Origin of the sequence: Caenispirillum salinarum AK4 (genome assembly GCF_000315795.1) — a bacterium.
GTDB classification, from domain to species: domain Bacteria; phylum Pseudomonadota; class Alphaproteobacteria; order Rhodospirillales; family Rhodospirillaceae; genus Caenispirillum; species Caenispirillum salinarum.
In genome coordinates, this window is sequence record NZ_ANHY01000019.1 from 15,642 (window position 1) to 34,840 (window position 19,199).

Annotated in this window: 18 protein-coding genes; 9 read left to right on the plus strand and 9 right to left on the minus strand. The window is 67.7% G+C overall.

The window, feature by feature from the left end:
* Positions 1-138: 138 nt before the first annotated feature.
* Positions 139-1,119 (minus strand): cation diffusion facilitator family transporter, encoded by a 981-nt coding sequence (locus C882_RS17535; RefSeq protein ID WP_009542000.1) that lies wholly within the window; start codon positions 1,117-1,119, stop codon positions 139-141.
* Positions 1,120-1,166: 47 nt separating this feature from the next.
* Positions 1,167-1,766: a pyridoxamine 5'-phosphate oxidase gene (gene pdxH / locus C882_RS17540; RefSeq protein ID WP_009542001.1), complete on the minus strand. Its 600-nt coding sequence runs from the start codon at positions 1,764-1,766 to the stop codon at positions 1,167-1,169.
* A 220-nt stretch (positions 1,767-1,986) separates the two neighbouring features.
* On the opposite strand from pdxH, the gene C882_RS17545 reads away from it, so the two are divergent.
* Positions 1,987-2,481 carry an RT0821/Lpp0805 family surface protein gene (locus tag C882_RS17545; RefSeq protein ID WP_009542002.1) on the plus strand — a complete coding sequence of 165 codons (495 nt, stop codon included), beginning with the start codon at positions 1,987-1,989 and terminating at the stop codon, positions 2,479-2,481.
* A gap of 142 nt (positions 2,482-2,623) precedes the next feature.
* The gene (locus tag C882_RS17550; protein ID WP_009542003.1) at positions 2,624-3,601 is read left to right on the plus strand and encodes a DnaJ C-terminal domain-containing protein; all 978 of its coding nucleotides are present in this window, start codon (positions 2,624-2,626) and stop codon (positions 3,599-3,601) included.
* Here the strand turns inward: C882_RS17550 and C882_RS23495 are convergent.
* Positions 3,598-4,170 (minus strand): GNAT family N-acetyltransferase, encoded by a 573-nt coding sequence (locus C882_RS23495; RefSeq protein ID WP_009542004.1) that lies wholly within the window; start codon positions 4,168-4,170, stop codon positions 3,598-3,600. The two genes, C882_RS17550 and C882_RS23495, sit on opposite strands and share 4 nt — an antisense overlap.
* Before the next feature lie 120 nt (positions 4,171-4,290).
* On the minus strand, positions 4,291-4,635 hold the full coding sequence (locus C882_RS17560) for a DUF1476 domain-containing protein (RefSeq protein ID WP_009542005.1): 345 nt from the start codon (positions 4,633-4,635) through the stop codon (positions 4,291-4,293).
* A 140-nt stretch (positions 4,636-4,775) separates the two neighbouring features.
* Between C882_RS17560 and C882_RS17565 the strand changes: the two genes are divergently transcribed.
* The gene (locus C882_RS17565) at positions 4,776-5,528 is read left to right on the plus strand and encodes an NRDE family protein (RefSeq protein WP_009542006.1); all 753 of its coding nucleotides are present in this window, start codon (positions 4,776-4,778) and stop codon (positions 5,526-5,528) included.
* 8 nt (positions 5,529-5,536) lie between these two features.
* On the opposite strand, the gene C882_RS17570 is transcribed toward C882_RS17565, so the two are convergent.
* The gene (locus C882_RS17570) at positions 5,537-5,806 is read right to left on the minus strand and encodes a hypothetical protein (RefSeq protein WP_009542007.1); all 270 of its coding nucleotides are present in this window, start codon (positions 5,804-5,806) and stop codon (positions 5,537-5,539) included.
* A gap of 354 nt (positions 5,807-6,160) precedes the next feature.
* On the opposite strand from C882_RS17570, the gene purC reads away from it, so the two are divergent.
* The 5 genes from purC to C882_RS17595 all read left to right on the plus strand — a co-directional run bounded on the left by purC (position 6,161) and on the right by C882_RS17595 (position 10,545).
* Positions 6,161-6,928, plus strand: a complete 768-nt coding sequence (gene purC / locus C882_RS17575; RefSeq protein WP_043646274.1) for a phosphoribosylaminoimidazolesuccinocarboxamide synthase — start codon at positions 6,161-6,163, stop codon at positions 6,926-6,928.
* A gap of 96 nt (positions 6,929-7,024) precedes the next feature.
* A complete protein-coding gene (purS, locus tag C882_RS17580) occupies positions 7,025-7,267 on the plus strand; it encodes a phosphoribosylformylglycinamidine synthase subunit PurS (protein ID WP_009542009.1) in 243 nt (80 codons plus the stop codon).
* A 52-nt stretch (positions 7,268-7,319) separates the two neighbouring features.
* A complete protein-coding gene (purQ, locus tag C882_RS17585; RefSeq protein ID WP_009542010.1) occupies positions 7,320-8,012 on the plus strand; it encodes a phosphoribosylformylglycinamidine synthase subunit PurQ in 693 nt (230 codons plus the stop codon).
* Positions 8,009-10,240, plus strand: coding sequence for a phosphoribosylformylglycinamidine synthase subunit PurL (gene purL / locus C882_RS17590; RefSeq protein WP_009542011.1), 2,232 nt, complete (start codon positions 8,009-8,011; stop codon positions 10,238-10,240). The genes purQ and purL overlap by 4 nt, the downstream gene beginning before the upstream one ends.
* 65 nt (positions 10,241-10,305) lie before the next feature.
* A complete protein-coding gene (locus tag C882_RS17595) occupies positions 10,306-10,545 on the plus strand; it encodes a BolA family protein (protein ID WP_009542012.1) in 240 nt (79 codons plus the stop codon).
* Between the two features lie 515 nt (positions 10,546-11,060).
* Here C882_RS17595 and C882_RS17600 read toward each other — a convergent pair.
* The 4 genes from C882_RS17600 to C882_RS17615 all read right to left on the minus strand — a co-directional run bounded on the left by C882_RS17600 (position 11,061) and on the right by C882_RS17615 (position 17,011).
* The gene (locus C882_RS17600) at positions 11,061-12,482 is read right to left on the minus strand and encodes a phosphatidylserine decarboxylase (protein ID WP_009542013.1); all 1,422 of its coding nucleotides are present in this window, start codon (positions 12,480-12,482) and stop codon (positions 11,061-11,063) included.
* 106 nt (positions 12,483-12,588) lie between these two features.
* The gene (locus C882_RS17605) at positions 12,589-13,011 is read right to left on the minus strand and encodes a response regulator (RefSeq protein ID WP_009542014.1); all 423 of its coding nucleotides are present in this window, start codon (positions 13,009-13,011) and stop codon (positions 12,589-12,591) included.
* A 77-nt stretch (positions 13,012-13,088) separates the two neighbouring features.
* Positions 13,089-14,390 carry a GGDEF domain-containing response regulator gene (locus C882_RS17610; protein WP_009542015.1) on the minus strand — a complete coding sequence of 434 codons (1,302 nt, stop codon included), beginning with the start codon at positions 14,388-14,390 and terminating at the stop codon, positions 13,089-13,091.
* A 200-nt stretch (positions 14,391-14,590) separates the two neighbouring features.
* Positions 14,591-17,011 (minus strand): hybrid sensor histidine kinase/response regulator, encoded by a 2,421-nt coding sequence (locus C882_RS17615; RefSeq protein WP_009542016.1) that lies wholly within the window; start codon positions 17,009-17,011, stop codon positions 14,591-14,593.
* A 355-nt stretch (positions 17,012-17,366) separates the two neighbouring features.
* On the opposite strand from C882_RS17615, the gene C882_RS17620 reads away from it, so the two are divergent.
* Positions 17,367-19,148, plus strand: a complete 1,782-nt coding sequence (locus C882_RS17620) for an N-acetylglutaminylglutamine amidotransferase (protein ID WP_009542017.1) — start codon at positions 17,367-17,369, stop codon at positions 19,146-19,148.
* Positions 19,149-19,199 lie beyond the last annotated feature (51 nt).

Here is a 19,199-nt window from a genome sequence, read left to right on the forward strand (position 1 = left end):
AGGGCGTTCCGCGTCGGAGGCCGCTTCCTGCTTTCGCAGGAATGACGGTCATTTTCATACTGCAAAACAATAGCTTATAAAATCCCGTCGCCCCTGCGAAAGCAGGAGTCCACGCGCACCGTGAGCCGCCGCCCCCTCCTACTCCTTCGGCACCTCGCCCGGCTCCAGCACCTTGTCCTGGTAGGCCAGGTCGTCGTGGTGTTCCTCCACGATGCCGACGGGGTCCTGGTGGATGAGCACGTCCGCCTGCGGGAATGCCTCGCGGATCTGGCGGTCCACCTGCTCGGCGATGGCGTGCGCCTTCACCAGCGTCAGGTCGCGGTCCAGTTCCAGGTGCAACTGGATGAACTGCTGCTGACCGGAGGATCGGGTGCGCAGGTCGTGGGCGTCGTGGACCAACGGATGCTCGCGGGCGATGGCCAGGATGCGCTCGCGATCTTCCTCCTCGAGTTCCCGATCCATCAACAGGTCCAGGCTGTCGGTAAAGATGCCCTTGGCGTTCCACAGAAGGAACGCGGCGATGCCGATGGCGAAGATCGGGTCGGCGTAGGGGAAACCGGCCAGCGTCGACAGCAGGATGGAAACGATGACGCTGACGTTGATCAGCACGTCGCCGGTGTAGTGCAGGCTATCGGCGTTCACCGCCACGGAGTTGGTGCGCGCCACCACGCTTTTCTGGTAGGCGACCAGGCCGATGGTCGCAACGATGGCGAAGATCATCACGCCAATGCCCACCCACCCCTGGGTGACGGGCTGCGGGTCCCACAGGCGGTTGAAGGCCTCGAACAGCAGGAAGACGGACGAGCCGGTGATGAATGCCGCCTGCCCCAGTCCGGCCAGCGGCTCCGCCTTGCCGTGGCCGAAGCGGTGCTCCTCGTCGGCGGGCTGGAGGGCCTGGCGCACGGCGATCAGATTGACGATGGAGGCGGCGCTGTCGAGCGCGCTGTCGATCAGGCTGGACAGCAGCGCCACCGACCCCGTCATCACGTAGGCGACCAGCTTGACCACCACCAGCGTTCCCGCCACCGCCACGGCGGCGTAGGTCGCACGGCGCATGAGGCGACCGTTGGGGCTGTCGGCGTCCGACGCGACGGCCGCGACGGCGATGTCTTCACTCATGTCGGCTCCCTCCAGCGCCGAGGCGTCCCGTTTTCAGCAGCGGGGCGTCAAGGATACAGCCGTTCGGTGCTCCAGTCCTCCCCTTCCGCCGCGCGCGAGAAGACGATGCGATCGTGCAGGCGGAACGGGCGGTCCTGCCAGAACTCGATGCGCGTCGGCGTCATGCGAAAGCCCGACCAATGCGGCGGACGCGGCACCTTGCCGATGGCGTACTTGGCGGCGAACTGGGCGACGCGCTTCTCCAGCTCGAACCGGCCTGCCATCGGGCGCGACTGCTGTGACGCCCAGGCGCCGATGCGGCTGTCGCGCGGGCGGCTGTTGAAGTATTCGTCCGCCTCGGCGTCGGGCACCAGCGCCACCGGCCCCTCGACCCGCACCTGCCGGCGCAGGGACTTCCAGTGGAAGCACAGCGCGGCGTGCGGGTTTTCCAGAAGCTCCCGCCCCTTGCGGCTTTCCAGGTTGGTGTAGAAGACGAAACCCTGCGCATCGAACCCTTTCAGCAGCACCATGCGGATGGACGGGCGGCCGTCGGGCGTGGCGGTCGCAAGGGCCATGGCGTTGGGATCGTTCAGTTCGTGCTCGCCGGCTTCGGTCAGCCACGACTCGAACAGGGCGAAGGGATCGTCGGCTTCATCAAGGGCGCTCATCGGGACAATCAATCCTTGGTGGGTACGGCGGGAAACGGGGGCAACCTCAGCCTGAAGCGGCCCGTTACGGTGCTACAGGCCCGGATTATGTGGACCATGCATGGCATTGAAAAGGGCCGCTTGCCACGGGATTGCCAGGAAGTCCCCGTCATGGGCCGCCATTTTGCCATTATCGGTCGCTATTCCTTACGCATAGACACGTCCAGCGGATTGTGAGGCCATGTTGACACTGACCCGGAAAACTCCCGCTTTCGCCGCCGCCGCCGTTGCCCTGTCGCTGGGCCTGACGGCGTGCCAGGGCATTCAGGACAACCCCAAGCAGACGGCCGGCACCGTGCTGGGCGGCGTCGGCGGTGCCGTGCTCGGCAGCCAGTTCGGCGGCGGCACCGGCCAGATCGCCGCGACGGCGGCCGGCACCATGCTGGGCGCGTGGCTGGGCAGCGAGGTGGGGGCCTCGCTCGACCGCGCCGACCGCGAATACGCCATGCAGGCCCAGCAGCGCGCCTACACCGCGCCGGTCGGCGAAACCATCACCTGGAACAACCCGCAGAGCGGCCACTACGGCTCCTATACCCCGGTCCGCGACGGCTACACCGACGCCGGCGCCTATTGCCGCCAGTATCGCACGACGGTTAATATCGACGGCCGGGCCGAAACGGCCTACGGTACGGCCTGCCGGCAGCCGGACGGCACCTGGCGCATTGTCGACAGCTGAGGCGGCACCGCCGCGCGTCGGCACCATGCGCCGGGCCGACCGGCCTGCCCGCACCCGGATGACGCTTGAAGGCGCCCGTGTTCGCACCGGGCGCCTTCGTGCGCGTTGATCCGGCCATCTGACGACGACGGCGAAAGACAGCATGCGCGATCCCTACACCGTTCTCGGCGTCTCCAAAAGCGCCTCGCAGGACGAGATCAAGAAGGCCTACCGCCGCCTGGCGCGGACCATGCACCCCGACCTGCACCCCGGCGACACCAAGGCCGCCGACCGCTTCAAGGAGATCAACGCCGCCTACGGACTGCTGGGCGACGCCGACAAGCGCGCCAGGTACGACCGCGGCGAGGTCGACGCCGACGGAAACCCGCGTCATCCGGGTTTCGGCGGGGGCGCGGGCGGCGGGTCCTATCGCTGGCGGAACACCGGGGCGGGCGGCGGCGGAAGCCGCACCGGCGGTCCCTTCGGCTTCGACTTCGACACCGCCTTCGGCGACGACGATCTGTTTTCCGACATCTTCGCCCGCGCCAGCCGCGGCCGCGGCGGACCCGGCGCCGGATCGCGCCCGCCGCCGCGCAAGGGGCCCGACAGCCACTACCGCCTGACCGTCAGCTTTGCCGAAGCGGCCACCGGCACCACGCGGCGGGTGCGCCTGTCCAACGGCAAGACGCTGGACGTCAAGATCCCGCCCCGCAGCGAGGACGGCGCAACGCTCCGCCTCAAGGGACAGGGCCTGAGCACGCCGGGGGTCGCAACACCCGGCGACGCGCTGGTGGAAATCACCATCAAGCCCGGCGGCCCGTTTCGCTACGAGGGCGCAGACGATGTGGTCGCCTCCGTCCCCGTGACGCTGAAGGAAGCCGTGCTGGGCGCCAAGGTCACGGTGCCGACGCTCACCGGCAGGGTGGCCGTGACGGTGCCCGAGGGTTCCAACGGCGGCACAACCTTGCGCCTGCGCGGCAAGGGCGCGCCCAGGAAGGACGGATCGGGCCACGGCGACCTGCTGGTGCGCCTGCAGATCGTGCTGCCCGACCCCAAGGACAAGGCGCTGAAGGACTTCCTGTCGCGCTGGAACCCGGAAGGCGCCGACGAGGACGTGCGCGCCAGGCTGTTCGAGGATTAACGGCCGCGCACCGCGCGCGCCATGAAAAGGCGGGTGTCGTCCGAAAGACCGTGAGTGGCCTCCTTCCCGGCAATGCGGGACATCTCGCCGAGCGCCTCTTCCGACAGGCCCGGCGGCGGATCGCCGAACCCAAGCCGCCGGTAGTAGGGCGCGTTCCACGGCACGGCGCGGAACGTCCGCAGCAGCAGCCAGCGGCCGCCGCGCGCCCGCGCCACATCCTCGGCGGCATCCAGCAGCCGGGCGCCCAGGCGCCGCCCCTGGAAGGCCGGCAGCACCGCCAGTTCCGCCACATAGAGGACATCCGGCCCGACCGGCCGCACCAGCACGAACGCCACCGGCCGGCGCGCCGGCGGATCGGCGGCGGCGCGGGCGACAAGCAGGTTTCCCTGCTCGGCGGCCCGCACGTAGACCTCCGCCGGCGCCGCCTGGCCGACCAGCCAGCCATGGTCTGTTTTGGCGTAGAGCGCGCTCGCCGCGCGCTCGATGTCGGGGCAGAGGTCCGCCTCCAGCGGGTCGGCGGGCTGGATCGGCGGCAGCGGGGAGTCGGCGGGCGCGGCAAGACTCTGCATGATGCCGGAAGCCTAAGGCGCGCGGGCTCGAGCACACAACAAAAAGAACGCGGCCTCCGCCAGGGCGGAAGCCGCGTCGTCATCGTGCCGTCCGACGCCGGGCGCCGGCACAGGCCCTGTCTACTGGGACTTGCCCTGCTCGATCTCGGCCATCATCTGGCGGCGCGCCTCGGCGTGGAACTTGTCCAGCTTGATGCGCAGGCGGCCCTCGGTCATGTCGACGTCATGCTGCTCCAGGTCGCGGAGGACCTTGCGGATGATGTCGTCGTCACCCTTCTCTTCCAGGTCCGCGGCCACCACCGAGCGCGCATAGGCCTCGGCACCGCCACCGGCCATGCCCATGGCCTCGGCGGCCCACAGGCCGAACAGCTTGTCGCGGCGGGCGTTGATCTTGAATTCCAGCTCTTGGTCATGCTGGAACTTCGCCTCGAAGCCCTTTTCCCGTTCGCTGAAGGCGTCGCTCATGGTAGGCAAATCCCCAGTCACTTGGTCTTTGAATGAATTGGCGATTCCGCGCTGGGCGCGCAACAGCCGGCGTTGAAATTTCCCGCCCCTTATACAGGCTGCCCACCCCCAGGTGTAGTAATTTTTGGAAGGATAGCCCCATGTGCTCCGTCGTGATCTTGCGCCGCTCCGATCACCCGTGGCCGATCGTGGTAGGGGCCAACCGCGACGAGATGCGCGACCGCCCCTGGGCGCCGCCCGCGCGCCACTGGCCGGACCGGCCGGAGGTGCGCGCCGGCCTGGACGAGCTGGCCGGCGGCACCTGGATGGGCGTCAACGACACCGGCCTGGCCGCGGCGGTGCTCAACCGTGTCAACACGCTCGGGCCCGCGCCGGGCAAGCGCAGCCGCGGCGAACTGGTGCTGGAGGCGCTGGACCATGCCGACGCGGTGGACGCGGTCGAGGCCCTGTCGCACCTGGACCCCGACGCCTACCGCCCCTTCAACATGGTCATCGCCGACAACCGCGATGCCTTCTGGCTGAAGAACGACGGCACGAGCATTCAGGCCGCGCCGATTCCCGACGGTGTCCACATGCTGACGGCCCACGACCTGGACGACACCGCCCATGACGCCCGCATCGCCCACCACCTGCCCCGCTTCCGCGCCGCGCCGGCACCGGACCCGGACGCCGGCGACTGGGACGCCTGGGCGGCGCTGCTGGCGTCGAACGACACGGCGCCGGAGGTCCGGGCCTCCGGCGCCATGTGTTTCACCTTGGAAAACGGGTTCGGAACGGTGTCGAGCAGCCTGCTCGCCCTGCCGGCCATCGGGCGCGGCGAGGAGGCGCGGCCGGTCTGGCTGTTCGCGCCCGGCCGGCCGGATCGCGCGGCATTCGAACCGGTGGCGGAGTGACGCGGCGGTCAGCGTTCGCCGGGATGCACCGCCGCCACGCGCACGTGCGCGGCCTCGTGATGCATGGCGTAGCGGGCGACCTCCACGGGGTCGGTCATCACCCCGCCTTCGCCGTTGTCCCACTGGTAGACCAGCGCCGGCGGCAGGTCGAGCGGGCTGACGGTCAGCGACTTGCCGCGCCCCCCGCCCTCGTCGTCGTCATAGGGGATGCGGCGGAACAGACGGGTGGTCTGACCGAGAATCTTGCCTTCGTAGTGGCTGGTGGCTTTGCGGGTCATGGCGCCCTCCCTTTCATTGAGGGCCGGGCCGTGCTTGGCGGTCCGGTCATTCGACCGTGGTGTGGATGAAGGCATTATACGCACAATGTGCGCTTATGTCAAAAGTATTACCGCACAGGGTGCGACAGCCCAGGGGATGCAACCGGCGGCGATCCTAGCGCATTCGGCGAGTGAGCGGGCGGCGGCGGCGGGAATGCCGGACAGCCGCATGGGCCGTTGTACCTTCGGGCGCTCCCTGCTATACACCGCGGATCACACCCAGGCGGGCGGGACGGGGCTTCCGCCCGCCCGCTTCGTTTTTCCGCTTCCGCGTCGACAGCTCCGCGCGCGGAAGCCATCCACCGGACGACGGCCATGGCACGACGCAGAATGATTTACGAAGGCAAGGCTAAGGTCATCTTCGAGGGGCCGGAGCCGGGGACCATCGTCCAGTATTTCAAGGACGACGCGACCGCCTTCAACAACCAGAAGAAGGGCACGATCACCGGCAAGGGCGTGCTGAACAACCGCATCAGCGAATACCTGATGAACCGGTTGAACCAGATGGGCGTGCCGACGCACTTCATCCGCCGTCTGAACATGCGCGAGCAACTGGTGCGCGAGGTGGAGATCATCCCCATCGAGGTGGTGATCCGCAACATCGCCGCCGGCTCCATCTCCAAGCGCTTCGGGATCGAGGAAGGCACCGCCCTGCCCCGCTCCATCGTCGAGTACTACTTCAAGAACGACCAGCTGAACGACCCGATGGTCTCGGAAGAGCACATCACGGCCTTTGGCTGGGCCACCATCCAGGAACTGGACGAGATCGTCGCGCTGTCCTTGCGCGTGAACGACTATCTGTCCGGCCTGTTCCTGGGCATCGGCATCAAGCTGGTGGACTTCAAGCTGGAATTCGGCCGCCTGTGGCACGAGAACGGCGACATGCAGATCGTGCTGGCCGACGAGATCAGCCCCGACAACTGCCGCCTGTGGGACGCCAAGACCAACGAGAAGCTGGACAAGGACCGTTTCCGCCGCGACATGGGCAACGTCGAGGGCGCCTACCAGGAGGTCGCGCGGCGCCTGGGCATCCTGCCCGAGAGCGGCCCGGCCGACGTGCAGGGCACCGACACCGTGCAGTAAGATTCCGGGCCGGCCGCCGAAAATGCGCGCCGGCCCGCTTCGCGACAGACCGTTACACTCGCAGATGCAGACCGTCAGAAGGAAGGACGTCAGGCCGTGAAAGCCAAGGTACACGTCACGCTCAAGCCCGGAGTTCTGGACCCGCAGGGCAAGGCCGTCTCCCACGCGCTGGACGCGCTGGGCTTCACGGGCGTCGAGGACGTCCGCCAGGGCAAGTACATCGAGGTGGACCTGGCCGAGACCGACCCGGCCAAGGCCCGCGAAGCGGTGGACCGCATGTGCCGCGAGCTGCTCGCCAACACCGTGATCGAGAACTACACGGTCGAGATCGAGGGCTGATCGCCCGCCGGTCCACGCCAGCCGCATTCCTTCGAAAAGGCCGATCGACGACATGAAAGCCGCCGTCATCGTATTCCCCGGCTCCAACTGCGACCGCGACGTGGCGGTGGCGCTGGAGCGGGTTGCGGGCACCAAGCCCCTCATGCTCTGGCACCGCGAGACCGAGGTGCCCTCCGACCTGGACCTGATCGTCGTGCCCGGCGGGTTCTCCTACGGGGACTACCTGCGATCGGGCGCCATGGCCGCGCACTCCCCCGTCATGGCGGGCGTGAAGGCCGCCGCCGACAAGGGCGTGCGGGTGCTGGGCATCTGCAACGGGTTCCAGATCCTCACCGAGTCGCACCTGTTGCCCGGCGCGCTGATGCGCAACCGCGACCTGAAGTTCATCTGCAAGGACGTCCACCTGACGGTGGAAAGCGCCGACAGCGACTTCACGCGCGGGTATGCGGACGGCCAGGTGGTGCGCTATCCAGTCGCCCACCACGACGGCAACTTCTTTGCCGACGACGAGACGCTGGCCGCCATCGAGGACGCCGGGCAGGTGGCCTTCCGCTACTGCCAGCCCGACGGCACGGTGGACGCCGACGCCAACATCAACGGCAGCCGCAACAACATCGCCGGCCTGTTCAACCGCGACCGCACCGTGCTCGGCCTGATGCCGCACCCGGAGCGCCTGATCGACCAACACCTGGGCGGCACCGACGGCGTGCCCATGTTCAAGTCCCTGCTGGAGGCCCTGTCGTGAGCGAGATCACCCCCGAGGTCGTCGCCCAGCACGGCCTGACCGACGACGAATACAAGCTTGTGCTCGACATCATGGGCCGCGAGCCCAACCTGACGGAGCTTGGCATCTTCTCCGTCATGTGGTCGGAGCACTGTTCCTACAAGTCGTCCAAGAAGTGGCTGAAGACCCTGCCGACGGAGGCCCCCTGGGTCATCTGCGGGCCGGGCGAGAACGCCGGCATCGTCGACATCGGCGAGGGGCTGGCGGCCGTTTTCAAGATGGAAAGCCACAACCATCCGTCCTTCATCGAGCCCTACCAGGGCGCGGCGACGGGTGTGGGCGGCATCCTGCGCGACGTCTTCACCATGGGCGCGCGGCCGGTGGCAAACCTGAACGCGCTGCGCTTCGGCAGCCCCGACAACGCCAAGACCAGGCACCTGGTGGCGGGCGTCGTCGCCGGCATCGGCGGTTACGGCAACTGCGTCGGCGTGCCGACCATCGGCGGCGAGACCAACTTCCACGCCAGCTACAACGGCAACATCCTGGTCAACGCCATGACGGTGGGCATCGCGCCCGCCGACAAGATCTTCTACTCCGCCGCCGCCGGCATCGGAAACCCGGTGGTCTACGCGGGTTCGAAGACCGGCCGCGACGGCATCCACGGCGCCACCATGGCGTCGGCCGAGTTTGATGAGAAGTCCGAGGAAAAGCGCCCCACCGTCCAGGTCGGCGACCCGTTCACCGAAAAGCTGCTCATCGAGGCGTGCCTGGAGCTGATGGCGACCGACGCCATCGTCGCCATTCAGGACATGGGCGCGGCCGGCCTGACGTCGTCGTCCTTCGAGATGGCGTCCAAGGGCGGTCTGGGCGTGGAGCTTGAGCTTGACCGCGTGCCCATGCGCGAAGAGGGCATGACGCCCTATGAGCTGATGCTGTCGGAGAGCCAGGAGCGCATGCTCATGGTCCTCAAGCCCGGCAAGGAAGAGCTGGCGCAGGCCATCTTCCACAAGTGGGAGCTGGACTTCGCGGTGATCGGCCACCTGACCGAGACCGGCCGCATGGTGCTGAAGTGGCACGGCGAGACCGTCGGCGACCTGCCGATCGACCCGCTGGCCCAGGCCTCGCCCGAATACGACCGCCCGCACGAGATCAAGCGCGAAACCCGCGGCGTGCGCGCCAACGAAACGCCGGAAGTGCCGTGGAAAGAGGCGCTGACCCAGCTGGTCGGCTGCCCCGACCTTGCCAGCCGCCGCTGGATCTGGGAGCAGTACGACCACATGGTGATGGGCGACACCGTCGTGCGCCCCGGCGGCGATGCCGGCGTGGTGCGCATCCACGGCACCAACCGGGGGCTCGCCGCCACCACCGACTGCACGCCGCGCTACGTCCAGGCCGATCCGGTCGAGGGCGGCAAGCAGGCCGTGGCGGAAGCCTGGCGCAACCTGACGGCCGTCGGTGCGCGTCCGCTGGCGATCACCGACAACATGAATTTCGGCAATCCCGAAAAGCCCGAGATCATGGGCCAGTTCGTCGGCGCCTGCCAGGGCATGGCGGAGGCCTGCAAGGCACTGGACTTCCCCGTCGTGTCGGGCAACGTCTCGCTCTACAACGAGACCGCCGGCCAGCCCATCATGCCGACGCCGGCCATCGGCGCGGTCGGGCTCATCGACGACCTGGACCGCATGGCGACCGTGCCCTTCAAGGCCTCCGACGAGATCATCGTGGTCCTGGGCGAGACCCTGGGCGAGCGCGGCTCGGGCTGGATCGCAAACTCGCTGTACCTGCGCGAACTGCTGGGCCGCGAGGAAGGCGCCCCGCCGCCGGTGGACCTGGCGCACGAGCGCAAGGTGGGCGACTTCGTGCGCGGCCTGATCGGCGCGGGCAGCGTCACCGCCTGCCATGACGTTTCCGACGGAGGGCTGATGATCGCGCTGGCCGAGATGGCCATGGCGTCGGGCATCGGCTTTGACATCACCTGCGACCCCGGGCCGCGCCACGCCTATCTGTTCGGCGAGGACCAGGGGCGCTACATTGTAACGGTGAAGGAAAACGACGTGCCGGCCGTCACCGGCGCTGCCGAGAAGGCGGGCGTGCCCGTCCGCGTCCTCGGCTACACCAACGGCGACGCCATCGTCGTCAACGGCGAGGCCGGCCCGACGGTGAGCGAGCTGCGCGCCATCAACGAACGCTGGCTGCCCGAGCTGATGTCGGCCGAGGTGGTCGAACCCGGCGGCGTGCCGGCCGAATAACCCCGATCCCGGCGGCTTTCGCGGCAACGCGAGGGCCTCGGGTCCCAGACTGGAGATGCATGCCCATGGCCATGGAAGCCGCTGAAATCGAGAAGCTGATCAAGGAAGCCTTTCCCGACGCGGAAGTGACCATCGAGGACCTGCGCGGCGACGGCGACCACTACGCCGCCCTGGTCGTGTCGTCGGCCTTCGAAGGCAAGAGCCGGGTGCAGCAACACCAGATGGTCTACGGTGCGCTCAAGGGGAAAATGGGCGGCGACCTCCACGCGCTGGCCCTCCAGACCCAGACCCCGCAGCCGGGCTGAGGCCGTCGCGCGACGGTCAAGAATGGAAACGGCCGGGCGATGTGCCCGGCCGTTTCTGTTTGAGCGCTGCGCGCTTGGGGCGGCGCCCCAAACCCCGCTTTCTCCGTGGGCGCGGCGCGCCCACACCCGCTTATTGGCGGACCGCGGTGGTGACTGGGTTTTGAATAAAACGTTTCGAATATTTGATTGGAACAGGAAAATTTCAGCCTCCGGAAGCTTTCCCTGCCTTCTCAGAGGTGACTTGTAATTATTTCTGGAAATATTCGCCATTCCTGCGAAAGCAGGAATCCACATACGCTGCCGGCCATCCTGCCGCATTTATTATCAAATGAATAACCGCCTTCCTCAACTCCCAAAAAACTGGAGGGTTCGGGAGGCTGTGCCTCCCGAGCGGGGTCGCGCCTGAGGCGCGCAAAAAGAAACATGCGGCAGCCCGCGCGGCGCAAGCCGCTCCCTTCGCCGACACCCGTTCAGCCCGCACGGCGCAAGCCGCTCCCTTCAGCGATGAACGGCCCTCAGCTGTCCGGCGTCCAGGGGGTCTTGGGCGCGGGATAGGGCGTGTTGAGGATGCCGATCTGGTTGCCCATGCGCGTCTGCACCGCCGGGCTGACCATGGTGGCGCCGTCGAAGCCTTCGATGGGCGAGAACAGCAGGATGTTCAGCGATCCGCCAAAATAGAAGTTGCCGAACTCGGTGACGCCCTTCTTCGCGATGGCGCCCTTTTCCACACCGTCGGCCAAGACGACCGAGCCGACCGTGTCCAGCCCCACCGGGACCGACGCGACGTAGCCGGTCAGCATCTCCGGCGTCTTGCCCGGCAGGTTGGCGTATTCCACCCTGATGATGATGACGCCGCGCGTGAAGCCCTGGAACTGGCTAAAGTCGGTGCCGGGGCGGCCGACGTTGCCGTCCATCGGCACCCAGTTCGGCCAGTCGCTGTAACCGAAGGTCCCGAAAGCCGCGGGCGTGCCGGCCTCGACGATCTCGGCATACTGGATCACACCGTCCACGGGGCTGTGGAAGTGGTGGTAGGTGTTGGGCATCAGCACGCAGGCGAGGCCCGTGCCGCCGGGGAACTTGGCCTTCAGGTCCGCCGGCGCGCCCGCCAGCAGGTCATCCACCGACAGCGGGATGCCCTTGACGTCCAGCACCGTGTCGTTCTGGAGCGGGTTTTCCACCAGCTTGCGGTCGACGGCACCGGCCTCGGACTTCACCACCTGAACCAGCGGGTTCATGATGCAGTCGGTGGGCGAGACGATCACGTAGTCACGCCCTGGCATCGTCACCGGGCGCGACGGATAGGTGCCGGTTTCCTCGTTGAACTTCAGGTTGCGGGCAAAGAAGTCGTTCCAGCTGCTGTATTCGGACGCCTTGGTCTTGACGTAGTCCCCGATCTCCAGCCGCGGGTCGGCAGCCCACTCGGGCACGTAGGTCGTGGAGGCCGCGCTGTCCATGTGCGCCTTGTATTCCCCGTTGAACTTGATGAGGAAGTCGCGGACCGCCGTGACCTTGCTGCCGTCCTTGGCCTGGTAGGTGCCGTCCACCAGCTGCCGGCCGTGGGCATTGTGGCAGTACAGCCACGCGAAATACTGGATGGAATCAAGGGCGTTGTCGTTGGTGCCGACGATCTGGGGCAGCAGGGTGCAGACCTGATCGTAGAAGTCGACCACCGCGTCCTTGAGCGCCTTCCCGTCCTTCGCCGAGGCCCAGGGGTTGGTCGTCTTGCCGCCGTAGGTGTAGCCGGGCGGCAGGTCTTTCAGGCCCTTCAGCGTCGCGTCGAAGGCGGCCACCATGCCGGGCGCGGACTCGTAGGCGGTGTTCAGATAGTCCAGCGAACCCTGGCATGGCGACTCCGCCGCCCCAGCGCCACCCGCGAGGCCGCCCATGCCCAGCCCCAGGGCAAGAATGCCAGCGGCCGCGTTGCTCTTGAAAGTCATGCAATCCCCCTCTCTTCCAACGTGTACCCGCTGACCGTAGCACGGATTCATCAACAAAACCGCGCAAACAATCATAAAGACACGCTAAAGAGGCAGAGGGCCACCCTCACGCCGTCGGCGGCAGCTTCACCAGCGAGCACCAGAAGTCCTCGATCCCCTTCACCACGTCGATGAAGCGGTCGAAGTCCACCGGCTTGACGATGTAGCAGTTGGCGTGGAGTTCGTAGGAGCGGGAAATGTCGGTTTCCGCCTGGCTGGTGGTCAGCACGATGACCGGCAGGCGGCGCAGCAGAGGGTCTTCCTTGATCTCGGCCAGAACCTCGCGGCCGTCCTTGCGGGGCAGGTTGAGGTCCAGCAGCACCAAATCCGGCCGCGGCGCGGACTCGTAGGGAGCCTCGCGCCGCAGAAAGGACATCGCCTCGATGCCGTCCTGCACCACATGGAGTTGGGTCGGGATGGTGCCTTCCTTGAAGGCCTCCGCCGCGAGGCGGGCGTCGCCCGGATTGTCCTCGACCAGCAGTATGTCCATCGTACCCGCAACGCTCCCGCTCAGGGCCATTCCCGCTCGTTCTCCATAGGGCATGAAGTTCAACCTGTTTTCTATGCTTATTGGACCGCGAAATGCGGCCGTTCGGGTGTATTATGCGCGGCGGAATAGAACCGGTAGCGGTTCTTGCCCGCCCGTTTGGCGCTGTACATGGCCTGGTCGGCGCAGCGCACCAGGTCTTCCGCCGCCGTCGCGTCGGCCGGATAGACGGCGATGCCCACGGATGCCGACACCTCTGCCGTCCCGGCCGACAGGGTGTAGGGCTCCGCCACGGCCGCGACGATCTTTTCCGCCACGCGGGCGGCGTCCTGGGTTTCGCGCACCTCGGTCAGCACGACGGTGAACTCATCGCCGCCAAGCCGCGCCACCTCGTCGGAAACACGCACCGTGCCGCGCAGGCGGCGGGCGACTTCCTTCAGCAGTTCGTCGCCGACGGCGTGGTCCCAGCGGTCGTTGACCTCCTTGAAGCCGTCCAGGTCGATGAACAGAACGGCGCAGGCGCGCTCCATGGAACTGGCGCGCTCCACGCTGTCTTCCAGCACATGCATGAACAGTTGCCGGTTCGCAAGGCCGGTCAGCGGATCGCGCGTCGCCTGGCGCAGAAGCTCGGTCTCAGCCTTCTTGCGGTGCGTGATGTCCGACAGGATGGCGACATAGCCCGTTATGCCGCCCTGTTCATCGGCGACGGCGTTGATGCGCAGCCACTCCGGGTAGACCTCGCCGTTCTTGCGGCGATTCCAGATCTCGCCCTCCCACGCCCCGTTTGCGTCGAGCGACGCCCACAGGTCGTCGTAGAACTCGGCGTCATGCACGCCCGACGACAGCACCTGCGGCTTGTGCCCGATCACCTCGTCGGGATCGTAGCCGGTGACGCGGGTGAAGGCGGGGTTGACGCGGATCACCCGCCAGCCGGCGTCCATGACCATGATGCCCGTGTCGGTGCACTTGAAGGCGGCCTCGGCCAGCAGCAGCTGCTTGCGCGTCCGGTGACGCTCGATGGCATACAGGATGGACCGCTTGAGCAGCATCCCGTCGGCGCGGCCCTTGGTCAGGTAGTCCTGCGCGCCCGATTGCAGGGCAGCCAGGGCCACCTCCTCGTTGTCCAGGCCCGACAGCACGACCACCGGCACGTCCAGCCCCGTCTTGCGCAGGCCTTCCACGGTTTCCAGCCCCTGGCTGTCGGGCAGCGACAGGTCGAGCAGCACGCAGGCGAATTCCTCCTGCTTGACAAGTTCGCAGGCGTCCGTCAGCCGCTCAACGTGCGTCAGGTGGAATTCCGAGCCGGCCTCCTCGGCCAGCAATACTTGGATCAACCGGGCGTCGCCCGGATTGTCCTCGACCAGCAGGATATTTGTCCCCATCGGCGTGTCCGACCGCCCCCTGTGAAACATACCGCGACGACAGGAACCGGCCCCATCCGGAGGATGACCATCGCGGGAAAACGTCGTTGTATCCCAAAACCCTAATGCCGCGCGCACGGAAACACAACCGGCAGCCGGCCGTTTTATCCCCGCAAGCGACGGGGACACAGGGGAAGAGGCTGAAAAAACGCGGAGTTGGCCTACTCGGCCGCGAGGCGCACGTCCGGATAGAGGTCCGTCACCGCCCGCAGCGACGCATCCAGGCACGCGGGAAGAGCATCCGCGACGTCGCGCACGCTTTCGGCATCATCGTTCCGGCACGCCACCTCCAGGGATTCGGCCAGGGCGCCCAGGCGGCGGAAGCCGAAGTTAATGCTGGTGGACTTCAGGTCGTGCGCGGCACGCAGGGTATCGGGATGGCGCGGCGCGGCCACCCCCGCCTCGGCCAGGTCCAGGTAACGCCGCGCCTGGACAAGGAACTCGCGCAGAAGCTCCTCCAGGTATTCCCGGCCCAGCTGCCCTTCCAGCCCCCGCAAGGCGGCGGGTTCCAGAAGGGCCAGCCCGTCGCCGATGCCGCCCTCGCCGTCGACCGTCGCGTCGCCACCCGACAGGCTGTCGTCGGCGACCGACCAGCGGGCGGCGGCGGCGGCGATCTCGCGCTCCAGCACATCGGCGTCGATGGGCTTGGCGAGGTAGCCGTCCATGCCGGCGGCCCGGCAGCGTTCCGCCTCGCCGCGCATGGCGCTGGCGGTCAGCGCCAGAATGGGCACCCGGCCGCGCGAGTCCGGCAGGGAGCGGATGCGGCTGGTCGCCTCGTAGCCGTCCATGCCGGGCATGCTGACATCCATCAGCACCACGTCGAAGCCGCCGCGCCCGGCCTGGGCCACGGCCTCGTAGCCGTCGCGGGCCACCGTCACCACATGGCCGGCGCGCTCCAGGAAGGCCATGGCGACCTTGCGGTTGACGATGTTGTCCTCGGCCAGAAGCACCTGGAGCGGGCGCGCCGGCGCACCGCCGGCTGCGGCGGGTTGCGCGCCGCGTGCCCCCGTCCCGTCGGCCGCGGCGGCGGCGCGGAGGGGCCCTGCGGCCTCCGCTTCGGTGGCGCGGCGCAGGGCCACCTCGAACCAGAAGGTGCTGCCCTGCCCTTCCCGGCTGTCGACACCGATGCGGCCGCCCATCAGGTCCACGAACCGCTGACAGATCGCCAGCCCCAGACCGGTGCCGCCGTAGCGGCGGGAGATGGACTGGTCGGCCTGGGTGAAGGCGGTGAACAGGCGCTCGCGCGCCGGCGTGGAGATCCCGATGCCGGTGTCGCGCACCTCGAACCGCAGGGCGACGCGGCCAGTCTGGTCCCCGCCGCTCGCCGCCGGCGCCTCCTGCGGTGCCACGACAAGGCTGACCGCGCCTTCGTCGGTGAACTTGATGGCGTTGCTGATGAGGTTGAGGAGCACCTGGCGCAGCCGCCCTGCATCGCCGGCCAGCACCTCTGGCACGCCCTCGGCCACGTCGTGCTCGAGCACCAGGCCCTTTTCCCGCGCCCGGCCGTCCAGCAGGTCGACGACACTGTGCAGCAGGCGCGCCGTCTCGAACACGGTTTCGTCCAGCTGCATGCGCCCGGCCTCCAGCTTGGAGAGGTCGAGCACGTCGTTGAGGATCGCCATCAGGGCCTCGCCCGAATAGCGGATGGTTTCGGCGTAGTCGCGCTGCTGCTCCGACAGTTCGGTGTCCAGCAGCAGGCGCACCATGCCGAGGATGCCGTTCATGGGGGTGCGGATTTCGTGGCTCATCACCGCCACGAACTCCGACTTGGCCCGCGCCGCCGCCTCGGCGTGCTCCTTGGCGCGGGCCATGGCCTCCTCGGCCTCCTTGCGCGAGGAGATGTCGTAGAGCCAGACCAGCAGGGCGTAGTCGTTTTCATACTGGATGGGCTGCATGGACAGCAGCACCCAGAAGGCACTGCCGTCGCCGCGCAGCATCTTCATCTCGCGGTCCAGCACCACACCGCCGTGAGAGACTTCGCGCTCCAGCCGCACGCGCTCGGCGGGCTCGACGTAGTGGTCCTCGGCCCGGCTGCCGAACAGTTCCTCCGGGGGCACGCCCAGCATTTCGCCCAGGCGGGTGTTGGCGAACAGGATTGAGCCGCCGGCGCGGGTCATGGCGACGCCGACCGGCGAGGTTTCCAGGATGGTGCGCAGGCGCTTCTCGCTTTCCCGAAGCTCGCCTTCCACGGCCTTGCGCTCGCGGGCATACGCGATGGCGCGCTCCAGAAGCTCGCCGCGCACCTGCCCCTTGATGAGGAAATCCTGCGCCCCCGCCTGCACCGCCTGCAGGCCGATGTGCGGGTCGTCGAGGCCCGTCAGCACGATCACGGGGATGTCGGTCGCGGCCTCCAGGAAGCTGCGCACGGTCTCCATGCCGCGGCTGTCGGGCAGGCCCATGTCCAGAAGGGCCACGTCGAATTCGCGCTCCGCCACATGGCCCAGTCCCTCGGCCAGGGTCTCGGCGCCGGTCACCTCGTAGACGCCCGGAGCCGCGTCATCCAGCTCGAAATGCACGAGCGCGACGTCGGACGGGTTGTCGTCGATGACCAGGACCTTGCAGATCTCGGAGGACGGCATCATTCCCTCTCATGCGGCCCCGCAACGGGCCGTCGGACGGCGGTCCGCGGTTCGCCTTGCCGCGGCGTTTCTTGCCGGAGCGCAGCATACCCGAGACTCAGGACCGAACAAAGACTGGCCAAAAGTCATGGTCGCACGACTTTTGTCTTATAACTGCGACAAAAACATGCCCGGGTCTTCGACAAAATGAGACAGCATCCTGCCTTTAGTGTAGCGCGACCAGAGACTTCCGTCCATTTCGCCGAACATGGCATCCGGTGGAGTGCTTGAACGGCGGCGGATGCGCCTCTACCTTCCAGGGACGTTCCTCCTGCTCAAGCGTTTTCAAGGCGGTACAGGCGAAGACGGAGGCGGTTCCATGTGCGGCATCTGCGGCGAGATACGGTTCGACGGCGGGGTGGCGGATGCCGGGGCCGTCTCGCGCATGGCGGAACGCCTGGCCCGGCGCGGCCCTGACGGCGCGGGCGTCTTCGCACAGGGGCGCATCGCCTTCGGCCATCGGCGGCTGAAGATCATCGACCTGTCGGACAGCGCCCAGCAGCCCATGGCGGACCCGGACCTGGGCCTCGCCATCGTCTTCAACGGCTGCATCTACAACTACCCCGAACTGCGCGAGGAGTTGTCCGCGCAGGGATACCGCTTCTTCAGCCATGGCGACACGGAAGTGATCCTGAAAGCCTTCCACGCCTGGGGGCCCATGTGCGTGAAGCGCTTTCACGGCATGTTCGCCTTCTGCATCTGGGAACGCGAGTCGGGTCGCGTGACGCTGGCCCGCGACCGCCTGGGCATCAAGCCGCTCTACACCGCCGAGGTGCCGGGCGGCCTGCGCTTTGCCTCCGCCCTGCCTGCCATCCTGGCCGGCGGGCGCGGGGAGATCGATACCGACATCGATCCGATCGCCCTGCACCACTACATGACCTTTCACGCGGTCGTGCCGGCGCCGCGCACCATCCTCAAGGGCGTGCGCAAGCTGCCGCCGGCGACCGTGCTGAGCATCGACGCCGACGGTACCCGATCCGAACAGCGGTACTGGACGCTGGAGGTCCAGCAGACGGGCGACGACCTGCGCCGGTCGCCGGAGGAGTGGCAGGACATGGTGATGGACGCCCTGCGCGTCGCCGTGAAGCGCCGGCTGGTGTCCGACGTGCCCGTCGGCGTGCTGCTGTCGGGCGGGCTCGATTCCAGCCTCATCGTCGGGCTGCTGGCCGAACAGGGGCAGACGGGGCTCAACACGTTCTCGGTCGGCTTCGAGGCCGCCGGCGGCGAGAAGGGCGACGAGTTCCAGTATTCCGACCTGGTGGCCGAGCACTTCGGCACTGACCACCACAAGCTGTTCATCCCCTCCGACCGCCTGATCGAGACCCTGCCACGCACCTTCGACGCCATGAACGAGCCCATGGTGTCCTACGACAACGTGGGCTTCTTTCTGCTATCGGAGGAGGTGTCGAAACACGTCCACGTGGTCCAGTCCGGCCAGGGCGCCGACGAGGTGTTCGGCGGCTACCACTGGTATCCGCCGCTGTTGGACAGCAACGATCCGGTGGCCGACTACGCCCGCGTCTTCTTCGACCGCGACCATGCGGAGGTCGCCCAGGCCGTCGACCCGCGCATGGTCGACGACACCGACCACAGCCGCGCCTTCGTCGCCGAGCACTTCGGGCAGCCCGGCGCCGACCGCGCCGTGGACAAGGCCCTGCGGCTGGACACGACCGTCATGCTGGTGGACGACCCGGTCAAGCGCGTCGACAACATGACCATGGCCTGGGGGCTGGAGGCGCGCGTGCCGTTCCTCGACCACGAGTTGGTGGAACTGGCCGGCCGCATCCCCGCCGAGTTGAAGGTCCGCGACGGCGGCAAATGGGTGCTGAAGGAAGGCGCGCGGAAGGTGATTCCGTCGGGCGTCATCGACCGGCCCAAGGGCTATTTCCCCGTGCCGGCGTTGAAGTACATCCAGGGGCCGTACCTGGATTTCGTGCGCGACCACCTGGACAGCCGAGCTGCCCGCCAGCGCGGGCTGTTCAGGCGCGACTACGTGGACATGCTGCTCGACGATCCCACCGGGCACATCACGCCCCTGCGCGGATCGAAGCTGTGGCAGGTGGCGCTGCTTGAGATGTGGCTCCAGACCCACGACCTGTAGACCGACGCGCTTCCTGCCCCGCCCGCTGTTCCTTCCGTTGATGACCGAAGG